9 protein-coding genes are annotated in these 10629 nt (G+C 67.0%); 2 read left to right on the plus strand and 7 right to left on the minus strand.

The genetic code is table 11. The features are described from left to right. The 3 genes from ENN83_RS01750 to ENN83_RS01760 all read right to left on the minus strand — a co-directional run. A partial coding sequence (locus tag ENN83_RS01750; protein WP_287183338.1) for a NifU family protein occupies window positions 1-507 on the minus strand: 507 nt, incomplete at its 3' end. 77 nt (window positions 508-584) lie between these two features. Beyond that, window positions 585-1040, minus strand: a complete 456-nt coding sequence (locus tag ENN83_RS01755) for a universal stress protein (protein ID WP_287183339.1) — start codon at window positions 1038-1040, stop codon at window positions 585-587. A 216-nt stretch (window positions 1041-1256) separates the two neighbouring features. Further along, on the minus strand, window positions 1257-2120 hold the full coding sequence (locus ENN83_RS01760) for a branched-chain amino acid aminotransferase (protein WP_287183340.1): 864 nt from the start codon (window positions 2118-2120) through the stop codon (window positions 1257-1259). Window positions 2121-2519: 399 nt separating this feature from the next. Between ENN83_RS01760 and ENN83_RS01765 the strand changes: the two genes are divergently transcribed. Further along, window positions 2520-3629, plus strand: a complete 1110-nt coding sequence (locus ENN83_RS01765; RefSeq protein WP_287183342.1) for a hypothetical protein — start codon at window positions 2520-2522, stop codon at window positions 3627-3629. Window positions 3630-3897: 268 nt separating this feature from the next. On the opposite strand, the gene trpS is transcribed toward ENN83_RS01765, so the two are convergent. Then, on the minus strand, window positions 3898-4929 hold the full coding sequence (gene trpS, locus ENN83_RS01770) for a tryptophan--tRNA ligase (protein ID WP_287183343.1): 1032 nt from the start codon (window positions 4927-4929) through the stop codon (window positions 3898-3900). A 79-nt stretch (window positions 4930-5008) separates the two neighbouring features. On the opposite strand from trpS, the gene ENN83_RS01775 reads away from it, so the two are divergent. Continuing rightward, window positions 5009-5695: a rhomboid family intramembrane serine protease gene (locus ENN83_RS01775; RefSeq protein WP_287183345.1), complete on the plus strand. Its 687-nt coding sequence runs from the start codon at window positions 5009-5011 to the stop codon at window positions 5693-5695. Here ENN83_RS01775 and murJ read toward each other — a convergent pair. The 3 genes from murJ to ENN83_RS01790 form a co-directional block, all read right to left on the minus strand. Beyond that, entirely contained in the window at window positions 5686-7230 is a 1545-nt protein-coding gene (murJ, locus tag ENN83_RS01780) for a murein biosynthesis integral membrane protein MurJ (protein WP_287183346.1), read from the minus strand. The genes ENN83_RS01775 and murJ overlap by 10 nt on opposite strands. Continuing rightward, window positions 7230-10040: a [protein-PII] uridylyltransferase gene (locus tag ENN83_RS01785; RefSeq protein WP_414707606.1), complete on the minus strand. Its 2811-nt coding sequence runs from the start codon at window positions 10038-10040 to the stop codon at window positions 7230-7232. Before ENN83_RS01785 ends, murJ begins: the two co-directional genes overlap by 1 nt. Next, on the minus strand, window positions 10021-10629 hold a 609-nt coding region (locus ENN83_RS01790; RefSeq protein ID WP_287183347.1), incomplete at its 5' end, for an ABC transporter substrate-binding protein. The genes ENN83_RS01790 and ENN83_RS01785, both read right to left, overlap by 20 nt.

Raw genomic sequence — 10629 nt, forward strand, 5'->3', positions numbered from 1 at the left:
CTCGATGCCCATCTTCAGGGTCAGCGTCGAGGACGGGCAGCCCGCGCAGGCGCCCTGCATGTGCAGATAGACCACGCCCCGCTCGAAGCCGTGAAAGGTAATGTCCCCGCCATCCTGGGCCACTGCCGGACGCACACGGGTGTCAAGCAACTGCTTGATCTGGCGCACGATATCGGCATCCGGCCCGTCATGGTCGGCATGCGCCTCCGCGGCTGCGCCGATGATCGCGGGCTGGCCCGACTGGACATGCTCCATGATCGCGCCAAGGATCGCGGCCTTGATATGGTCCCACTCCACGCCGTCTTCCTTTGTCACGGTCACGAAATCCTGACCCATGAACACCGCGCGCACACCTTCCACCGCAAAGATGCGACGCGCCAGCGGCGACCGGTCGACCCCCTCGGCGCCGGGCGAGGGGAAATCGGCGGTGCCTGTCTCCAGCACCGCCTGTCCGGGCAGGAATTTCAGGGTCGCCGGGTTCGGCGTGGATTCGGTCTGGATGAACATGAGTCCGGTCCTCGGGTTTGAACGGGATATGCGCCCGGGCAGGAGGCTTGTCAAGTTTAGAACGATTCCAGAGAGTGTCAGCAGACGGCCTCCAGTCCCTCCTTCGACAGCCCGCCCGGAACGATGGTCATCGGCACCGGCAACGTGCCGGAGCTTTTCGTCAGTTGCGTCACCAGGGGGCCCGGCCCCTTCTTGTCGGTGCCTGCGCCCAGCACCAGAATGCCGATCTCGGGATCGTCGCGGATCTGCGACAGGATCTCGGGCACCGGCTCGCCCTCGCGGATCACCAGTTCCGGATCGACCCCGTGCCGGTCACGCATCCATTTGGCGAAGACCTCGAAATGCGCCTCGATCCGCTCGCGCGCCTCCTCGCGCATGATCTCGCCCACGCCGATCCAGTGATTGTATTCCTCCGGCGGAATGACCGACAGGATCTGCACGCCGCCCCCGGTCCGCGCCGCGCGCATCGCGGCAAAGCGCATGGCGTTCAGGCATTCGCGGCTGTCATCGAGGATCACGAGGAACTTGCGCATCCGCGCCCTCCCTTTGCAACGCCGCCCAGAATGGCCGAGCCGCGGCGCGCTGGCAATCCCGCGCATCTGCGCCGGGCTTGCCTCCCGAAAACCACTCCGGATTTCTTCTTGGCCCAAATACCCCCGCCGGAGGCGCGCGGCCGCAAGGCCGCGCCACTCCCAACCCCGGACAAGCGGGGCGTCAGCCCTGCGCCGGCCGGGGGCGGGAGAGCCCCCTCAGCCGCCCGAATGCGCCCAGTCCCAGTAAAGCTCGCGCACCTTCTGAGTCATCGGACCGGGCTGGTACTGCACGTCATCGAACGCCCTGACGGGCGTCACCTTCATCATGTTGCCCGACAGGAACACCTCGTCGGCCGCGCGCACATCGTCGAAACCCAGCACCGTCTCATGCACCGCGATACCCGCCGCGCGCAGATTGGCGATATGCCGAGCCCGGGTGATGCCCGCCAGGAAGGTGCCGTTCGGGATCGGGGTAAGGACCTCGCCATCCTTCACGATGAACACGTTGGCCGTGGCGGTCTCGGCGACATTGCCCAGCGCGTCCGCCACCAGCGCATTGCCGAACCCCTTGGATCGCGCCTCGGCCAGCATCCGGGCGTTGTTGGGATAAAGGCAGCCCGCCTTGGCATTGACCACCGCGCAGTCCAGCGTGGGGCGGCGGAACCGCGTCGTGGTCAGCGTCGTGGCGCTGCCCGGCGCGGCCATCGGGATCTCCTCCAGGCTGATCGCAAAGCCCGTCGCGCCCGGCTTCGGCACGATCCCCAGGAAATCGCCGTCAAGCGCCCAGTACATCGGCCGGATATAGACCGCGGCATCCTCCGGATAGGTCTTCAGCCCCTCCCAGATCAGGTCATGCATCTGCTGCGCAGTTACCGTCGGCGTGATCATCAGCGCCTCGGCCGAGCGGTTCACCCGCTCGCAATGGGCCAGAAGGTCGGGGGCGATCCCCTCGAAGTAGCGCGCACCGTCGAACACCGTCGTCCCCAGCCAACTGCCATGATCGGCCGCGCGCATCACGGCCAGATCCGCGCGGTGCCAGCTGCCCTCGAAATAGGTGCGGATGTTGTTGCCTGTCGCCATGTATGACCCCTTTCGTGGACCCGCCTTTCGCGAATACGGGCGCACCCTAGACCCGGGGCGCAGGAGCGTCCATAGCGCAAGGGAAACGCCCCCGGCGGGGCGGCCGGGGGCGTTGGGCGAGCCTGCCGGGCGAAGGCTGCTCGCCGGAATTCCCGGGGCGGCAAGGGCGGATCGACTGTGCCGGACTTGGGGAATCACGACCCCGGGGACCGGCCAGACGCGACCGGACATGCAAGTTATTCGCCGAACATGAGTCGGGACCATGTCGGATTGGAATCGGTTTCGTGAAACCATCGGAGGCTGCCTGCCGACGATGCGGCAACTGGGGAATTGAACCGCAGAGGCAGGAGCCCTAGGAGGGAACGGGTCACCGCCATCAGCCAGGGAGCCCGACGCGGCATGCAGGTCATCCTTCATATTGGTGCCCCCAAGACCGGAACGACGATCCTTCAGAAAACGTTGCGCCGGTCAGAGCGTGTCCTTGCCGCCCATGGAATCGCCTATCCGCGCAGTCCGCGGCACAAGAGCAAGCATCGGATTCTTCTCGTGGGGATCGGCAGCCTGGGGCGCGCCGGCGCCAGCCGGTTTCCGGACGAGACGCGGCACGATGACCAGCGCAAGGCCTGGTTCGCGCGGCTTGGCCGCCAGTTGCGAAAGACCTCGCCCGAAATCCTGGTTCTCTCCAACGAAGGGCTGTTCGGCGTCCTGCCCCCGGACCGCCTCGCGGCCTTGAGGGAGGACATCCTGTCGCTCGGAGCCGACCATATCCGGATCGCGGGCTATGTGCGGCGGCCTTCCGACCACTACCTGTCCTGGCTTCAGCAGGAGATCAGGGCATCATGGAAGGTGCCGCTGCCCGCTCCGCTGAATTGCAGACAGGTCCTGGAGCCTTACATGGACGTTTTCGGGGCCGGGAACGTCCTGATACGGACCTATGATCGAGCGACCCTCTGCGAGGGCGATATCGTGGCGGATTTCGTGAACGCTTATCTTGGCGTGTCGGGGCTTTCGCGCAGCGACCCGAGGGAGGGACGTGACGGGAACATTTCGCTTTCGGGCGAGGCGATGACCCTTGTGCGGCAATACCGGCAGGACTTCCACCATGACAATGACGATGTCTTTACCAGCGATACGACTGCGCTGATGCGGGCGATCCGGCAGATCGAGGACAGGATCGGACCGACCCGTCCGCGGCTGCGGCCCGAATTGTCCGTCTGGCTCGACTCCGTCTCGGATGACCCGCTCTGGCTGCGCGAGACTTTCGGAGCCGTCTTTCCAGGCTATGACTACGGCACTCGCCCGGACGCCTGGCCGCGACGGCCGCCCGTTCCCGAACAGCCCAGTCTCACGGACATCATAGCGATCGACCGCGAGAAACAGCGCAGGATGATCGACGAACTCGGTCGAAGCGCGTGGGTCGGCAATTCGCCTCCCGGATTCGGCTGGCTCCCCGGCCGAGGGGCCCGGCGCGACTGGCTTGCCGGGTTGCGAAACGCGCCGCCCGACTGAACCGTGCCAAGCGCGCCTGATCTGCGTGCAGATCCCCAGGAACTGGCCGTTCGGCTGGGCGACATGCGAGAGTCGCGCGGCAAGGTGCAGCAGGCGCGACTTGCACAGAACCTCCCGCCCGGCGATGCTGCGTCTGTGCGCGGCCCCGGCGTCGACGACGATGCTGCCCGGCCAGCCGGTCGCCAGCCACCAGCCCGACCACAGGCAAAGCGCGAGCGAAATCGCGAGCAGCAGCTACAGGATCGCCCGCGCCGCCCGCCGCATGGATCTAGGCGGCCCCGGTGCCCACCATACCCACGATCTCGTAGCTGCGCTTGAGGATCGGCGCGGCGATCTCGTTCGCGCGCTCGGCCCCCGCGGCAAGGATGCGGTCGATCTCGGCCGGGTCCTGCATCAGCCGCCCCATCTCGGCATTGATCGGCGCCAGCCGCGCCACCGCCAGATCGGCGAGCGCGGGCTTGAACGTCCCGAATTGCTGGCCGCCATGTTCCGCGATCACCTGTTCGGGCGTCAGTTCCGCAAGGGCGGCGTAGATGTTCACGAGGTTGCGCGCCTCGGGCCGACCCTCCAGCCCCTCCAGCGTCTCGGGCAGGGGCTCCGGGTCGGTCTTGGCCTTGCGGATCTTTTTCGAGATCGTATCGGCATCGTCGGTCAGGTTGATGCGGCTCATGTCCGAAGGGTCGGATTTCGACATCTTCTTGGTACCGTCGCGCAAGGACATCACCCGCGTCGCCGCGCCCTCGATCACGGGTTCGGGCAGCGGGAAGAACTCCACTCCGAAATCGTTGTTGAACTTGGCCGCGATGTCGCGGGTCAGTTCCACATGCTGTTTCTGGTCCTCGCCCACCGGAACATGGGTCGCGTGATAGACAAGGATATCGGCCGCCATCAGCGCGGGATAGGCGAACAGGCCCAGCGACACGTTCTCGGAGTTCTTGCCGGCCTTGTCCTTGAACTGGGTCATGCGCTGCATCCAGCCCAGCCGCGCGACGCAGTTGAAGATCCAGGCCAGTTGCGCATGGGCGGGCACCTGCGACTGGTTGAACAGGATCGAGCGCGCGGGGTCGATTCCGCTGGCGATGAAGCCCGCGGCAAGCTCGCGCGTTGCATGGGTCAGCTTTTCGGGATCCTGCCAGACGGTGATCGCGTGCATGTCGACGATGCAATAGACTGTCTCGATGCCGCCGCTTTCCTGGGTCTCGACAAAGCGCTTGAGCGCGCCGAGATAGTTGCCCAGCGTCAGCCCGCCCGAGGGCTGGATGCCGGAAAAGACGCGCGGTGTGTGGACCACCTCGCTCATGGGGTCATCTCCGTCTGGAATTTGTTGCCTCGCTCGATTACCCATGCGGGGCAACACCGTCAACCGAGGCCCGTGCCGCATGTCCCCCGATCCGAACGCCCATCCGCTGAATCCGCTGCCCGCGGTGATCTGGCTTCTGGTTCTGCCGGTCATCGCGACGGAGGTGGTCCTGAGCCTTGGGGCGCGCGGCATCCTGGGCGGGCCGGGCGCGGTGGGCTGGCGGCTGGCGGCGTTTCAGGACTATGCCTTCTCGGGGCAGGTCTTCGACTGGATGCTGGCCGAGGGGCGCTATCCGCCGCAGCATCTGATGCGTTTCGTGACCTATCCTTTCGTGCATGGCGGCGTGACGCATGCGGTCTTCGTCGTCGTCTTCATTCTGGCGCTGGGCAAGATGGTGGCCGAGGTCTTCCGGCCCTGGGCGGTTCTGGCGGTGTTCTTCGGCTCGGCGATCATGGGGGCGGTGGCCTATGGCCTGTTGCTGAACGATCCCGCGCCGCTGGTGGGCGGGTTCCCGGCGGTCTACGGGCTGATCGGGGCCTTCACCTTCCTTCTGTGGGTGCGGTTGGCCGGGACGGGGACAAACCAGTATCGCGCCTTCTCACTGATCGGCATCCTGCTGGCGATCCAGTTGGTCTTCGGCCTGCTGTTCGGGGGCAACAACGATTGGCTGGCGGACCTTGCGGGCTTCGCCACCGGCTTTCTGATGTCCTTTGTCGTCAGCCCGGGCGGCTGGGGCCGGGTGCGGGCGCGGATCCGTCACCGCTGACGGCGCAGCGCACGGCGGAACTCGGACAGGCGGAACGCGCCCAGAAGGTGGCCCGCGCCGAAATAGGCGAGCATCCCGATCCCCACCAGTCCGGCGAGCGCGGCGTAGCGGATCCGGCCGGCCTCCAGCCAGGGGGCCAGCGCCCAGGCCGTCAGCAGGAGGACCGCGCCCAGCAGCGCCGAGGCCGCGAGGATACGCCAGAACCGCGCGCGGAACCGGTCGTCCAGCGTCGCCGCCGCGCCATAGCGGCGCGAGCCGCGCCACAGCAGCGCGACCATTGCCCAGCCCGCCAGCGTGGTGCCCCAAGCCGCCGCGATATAGCCGATGAAGGGCGCGAACCCGATCGCCAGGGCGGCGTTCACGGCCAGCGCCCAGAGCGCATAGTAGAACGGTCGCCGCGTATCCTCGCGCGCGAAGAACAGCGGTTGCAGCACCTTCTGCATCACGAAGGCAGGCAGCCCCGCGCCATAGACCGCCACCGCCAGCGCGGTGGCCGCGGTGTCGGACGCATCGAAGGCGCCGCGCTGGAACAGCACGCCGACAATCGCACCGGGAATGACGGCCAGCGCCACCGCCGCCGGGACGGTCAGCGCCAGCGCCATCTCGCCCGCCCGGTTGAACGCGTCGCGCCCGCCATTGGTGTCCTCGGCCCGCAGCCGCCTCGACAGGTCCGGCAGCAGCACAACGCCGATGGCGATGCCGACGACGCCCAGCGGCAACTGGTACAGCCGGTCGGCATAGGACAGCCAGGCCACCGCCCCCTCGAAGAAGCTGGCGACCTGACGGCCGATCAGCAGGTTCACCTGCACCACGCCGCCTGCCAGCGCGGCGGGGGCGGCAATGATCGCCAGCCGCCTCAGTTCGGGCGTCATCCTGGGCAGTCGGATGGTCAGCCTGAACCCCGCGCGCGAGGCCGCGACCCAGACGAGTGCGAGCTGCGCGATCCCCGCGACCGGCACGGTCCAGGCCAGCGTGTCGCCGACAGGCCAGCCCATCCGGGCCGCCACCACCATCGCCACGACGAACAGAAGGTTCAGCAGCACCGGTGCGGCGGCGGCGGCGACGAAGCGCCCCGTCGCATTCAGCACGCCGGACAACAGCGCGGCCAGCGAGATGAACAGGATGTAGGGAAAGGCGATCCGGCCGTAATCCACCGCAAGGTCGAACCGTTCGTCCGCGACAAAGCCCCCGGCCATCGCCAGCACCAGGAATGGCATCGCCACTTGCGCGAGCAGGGTAAAGACGATCAGGATCGTCGCCAGCCCGGTAAAGGCATCGCGGGCGAATCCCAGCGCGTCGTCGCCGCCTTCGAGCTTTTTCGCGAACATCGGCACGAAGGCCATGTTGAACGCGCCCTCGGCAAAGAATCGGCGGAACATGTTGGGCAGCGAAAAGGCGATCAGGAACGCCTCGGCCACCGGCCCCGCGCCCAGATAGGCCGCGATCAGGATGTCGCGCACGAATCCAATGATGCGGCTGACAAAGGTCCAGACGCCGACCGTCACGAAGCCCGCGACCAGGCGGATCGGCTGCATCACGCCCCCGCCCGTTCCGCGCCCCGCTCGATGGCGGCGCGCAGTTTCTTCTCCAGCGACTCCTGGCGAGAGCGGGAATGCAGCTTCAGCCCGAAGCTGTCCTTGACATAGAAGCTGTCGACCACCTGCGCGCCATAGGTCGCGATCACGGCCGAGGCGATGTAGACATTGCTGTCGGCCAGTACGCGCGTCAGGTCATAAAGCAGGCCCGGGCGGTCGCGGGTGTCGACCTCGATGATGGTGTAGATTTCCGATCCCTCGTTGTCGAAGGTGATCGAGGTGGGGAAGCGGAAGCCCTTTTCGCGCTTCTTCAGCTTGTCGCGGTCGGCAAGCTTTTCGCGCGGGCGGATCTCGCCCGCCAGCGTCTTGTCGATCATCTGGCGCAGGCGGGGCAGGCGCGCGCCCTCGTAGGGGGTGCCGTCGGAATCCTGCACCCAGAAGACGGCGGTCGCATAGCCGTCCTTGGTGGTATAGGTGCGCGCGTCCACCACGTTCGCGCCAACCAGCGCCAGCGCACCCGCCAGCCGCGAGAAGATGCCCGGATGGTCGGCCAGTGCGAAACAGACGCGGGTGGCATCGTGATCGGCATCCTCGGCAAGGTCGATGCGGGTCTCGTCATCCCCCAGATCGCGCAGCAGCCGGGCAAAGACCGCATGCGTCCCGCCCGGCAGGCCGGTCCAGTAGGGCGGGTAGTGGCGGGCGGTCTCGGTGCGCAGTTCTTTCTTGTCCCAGTCGGCCAGCGCCTCGCGCAGCGCGCGCTTGGCCTGATCCTCGCGGGTGCGGCGGTTGACGGCCTCCAGCCCTTTTTCCAGCGCGGTCGCGGTTTCGCGGTAAAGCTGGCGGATCAGTTGCGCCTTCCAGTTGTTCCAGGTGCCGGGGCCGACCCCGATGATGTCGCAGACCGTCAGGACCGTCAGCAGGTCCAGCCGCTTCTTGTTCTGCACCGCCTTGGCGAAGTCGCGCACCGTGCGCGGGTCGGACAGGTCGCGTTTCTGCGCCATGTCGGACATCAGCAGGTGATAGCGCACCAGCCATTCGACGGTTTCGCACTCGTCGGGTTTCAGCCCCAGCCGCGGCGCCACCTTGCGCGCGATCTGCGCGCCCAGCACCGAATGGTCCTCGGGACGGCCCTTGCCGATATCGTGCAGCAGGAGCGCGACGTAAAGCACCCGCCGGTTGACCCCCTCCTTGAGGATGCGGCTGGCGATGGGCAGTTCCTCGACCAGTTCGCCTCGCTCGATCCGGGCCAGCGTCGAGACACATTGGATCGTGTGCTCGTCCACCGTGTAATGGTGATAGACGTTGAACTGCATCATCGCCACGATGGGCTCGAATTCCGGGATGAAGGCTGATAGCGCGCCCAGTTCGTTCATCCGGCGCAGCGCGCGCTCGGGATTGCCGTGCTTCAGCATCAGGTCGAGAAAGATGCGCTGCGCCTCGGGATCGGCGCGCACGCTGTCGTCGATCAACCGCAGGTTCGCCGCGACCAGCCGCATCGCGTCCGGATGCAGCAGCGTGCCCGCCTTCAGCGCCTCTTCGAAGATGCGCAGCAGGTTCACCTTGTCGGCCAGGAATGCCGCCGGATCGGCCACGTTCATGCGGTTCTGAGCGATCTCGTAGCCCTCGGGCATCTTGCGTCGGCGCCGGAACAGGCCCAGCAGCCGCGGCTCGCTTTTCACATGGGCCGCTTCCAGCTTGGTCAGGAAGATGCGCGTCAGATCGCCCACCGTGGTCGCGTGGCGAAAGTAGTGCTGCATGAAATGCTCGACCGCACGGCGCCCGCCATGGTCGGTATAGCCCATCCGCGCTGCCACCTCGACCTGCAGATCGAAGGTCAATTGATCCATCGCCCTGTCGGTGATCAGGTGCAGGTGGCAGCGCACTGCCCACAGGAAACGCTCGGCCTTCAGGAAGCCCTTGAACTCCTCCTCGGTGAACACGCCCAGCCTGACCAGGTGCGAGGCACGGTCCACGCGGTAGATGTATTTCGCGATCCAGTAGAGCGATTGCAGGTCGCGAAGACCGCCCTTGCCCTCCTTGACATTGGGTTCCAGCACATAGCGCTGGCCGCCCTGCTTGCGGTGGCGTTCGGACCGCTCGGCAAGCTTCGCCTCGATGAAATCGCCCTCGGTGCCGTCGAAGAGATCATCGCGCAGCGCGGTGTTCAACTCGCGGTCCAGCGGCTCGTGGCCGGCCAGGAAGCGGTTTTCCAGCAGGGCGGTGCGGATCGTGTAATCCTCGCGGCCCAGCCGCAGGCAATCCTTCACCGTGCGTGAGGAATGGCCGACCTTGAAGTGCAGATCCCACAGCATGTAGAGCATCGATTCGATGACGCTCTCGGCCCAGGGGGTGATCTTCCACGGCGTCAGGAACAGCAGATCCACGTCGGAATGGGCCGCCATCTCGCCCCGGCCATAGCCGCCAACGGCGAAGACGGCCAGCCGCTCGCCTTCGGTCGGGTTAGGGCGGGGGTGCAGGTGGGTGCGGGCGATTTCCAGCGTGCCGTGCACCAGGCAATCGGTCAGCCAGGTATAGGCCCGCACCGTGGGTCCCGCATCGAAGGGGCGTTCGGCAAAGGCTGCGGAGATGGCGGCGCGGCCCCGGGTCCGGGCCTCGCGCAGGTGGCGCACCATCTGGTCGCGCAAGGCCCGCGGTTCGGCCCCCCCGGCGGCCAGTCTGGCCAGTTCCGCCGCAAAGCCCGCGCGGTCGAAAATCTCCCGCGCCGGACAGATCAGGCCATCCGGTGTCGTGTCGTCGGGCGGGGTGGAAATCGGGTCCGATGTGGCGCGACTACGAACCGGGACCGGCAAAGCTTCTGGGGGCGGGGTCAATCACGATCACCTGGTTGTTCCGGATTTCGGCGACCGCCAGCCCACGCTCGTTGGTGCCATCGGGTCGCAGACGGAATACACCGTTCACCCCGGCAAATCCAGAGGGCTGGGTCAGCGCCCGAACCGTCAGCGCATCGGAACTGCCCTGGCGCAGCAGCGCACCGATCGCGGCGATGCCGTCATAGGCCAGACTGGCGGTCGGATGGGCGGGTTCGCCATAGGCGGCCATGTAGCGGCCCTCGAAGCGCCGGGCCAGATCGGGATCGGGCAGGGCGAACCAGCCCCCCTGCAACCCCGACAGCGCCAGCGTCGAGGGCGGGATGTCCCAGCGGGTCAGGCCGATGAACTTGACGCTGGCCGGATCGACCCGGTTCTCGGGCAGCAACTGCGCCAGCAGCGGCAGCGCGCCCGCGGTCGGGGCGGTGAAGAACACCGCATCCGCCCCCGAACTGCGGGTGCGCGCGGCAAGGCCCGGAATCGCCTGGACGACGCCGTTCTGTGACAGCTCGTAGGTGCCGGTTCCGGCGATCCGGCCGCCGCTGCGGGCCACGGCGCGCTCGATGGCCGA

Source organism: Rhodovulum sp. (genome assembly GCF_011048875.1).
GTDB lineage: Bacteria > Pseudomonadota > Alphaproteobacteria > Rhodobacterales > Rhodobacteraceae > Rhodovulum > Rhodovulum tesquicola.

What these genes read in the sequence shown, in the direction of transcription:
- ENN83_RS01755 (WP_287183339.1), bottom strand. Translation starts at nt 1,040, where the DNA reads ATGCGCAAGTTCCTCGTGATCCTCGATGACAGCCGCGAATGCCTGAAC.
- ENN83_RS01760 (WP_287183340.1), bottom strand. Translation starts at nt 2,120, where the DNA reads ATGGCGACAGGCAACAACATCCGCACCTATTTCGAGGGCAGCTGGCAC.
- ENN83_RS01765 (WP_287183342.1), top strand. Translation starts at nt 2,520, where the DNA reads ATGCAGGTCATCCTTCATATTGGTGCCCCCAAGACCGGAACGACGATC.
- trpS (WP_287183343.1), bottom strand. Translation starts at nt 4,929, where the DNA reads ATGAGCGAGGTGGTCCACACACCGCGCGTCTTTTCCGGCATCCAGCCC.
- ENN83_RS01775 (WP_287183345.1), top strand. Translation starts at nt 5,009, where the DNA reads ATGTCCCCCGATCCGAACGCCCATCCGCTGAATCCGCTGCCCGCGGTG.
- murJ (WP_287183346.1), bottom strand. Translation starts at nt 7,230, where the DNA reads ATGCAGCCGATCCGCCTGGTCGCGGGCTTCGTGACGGTCGGCGTCTGG.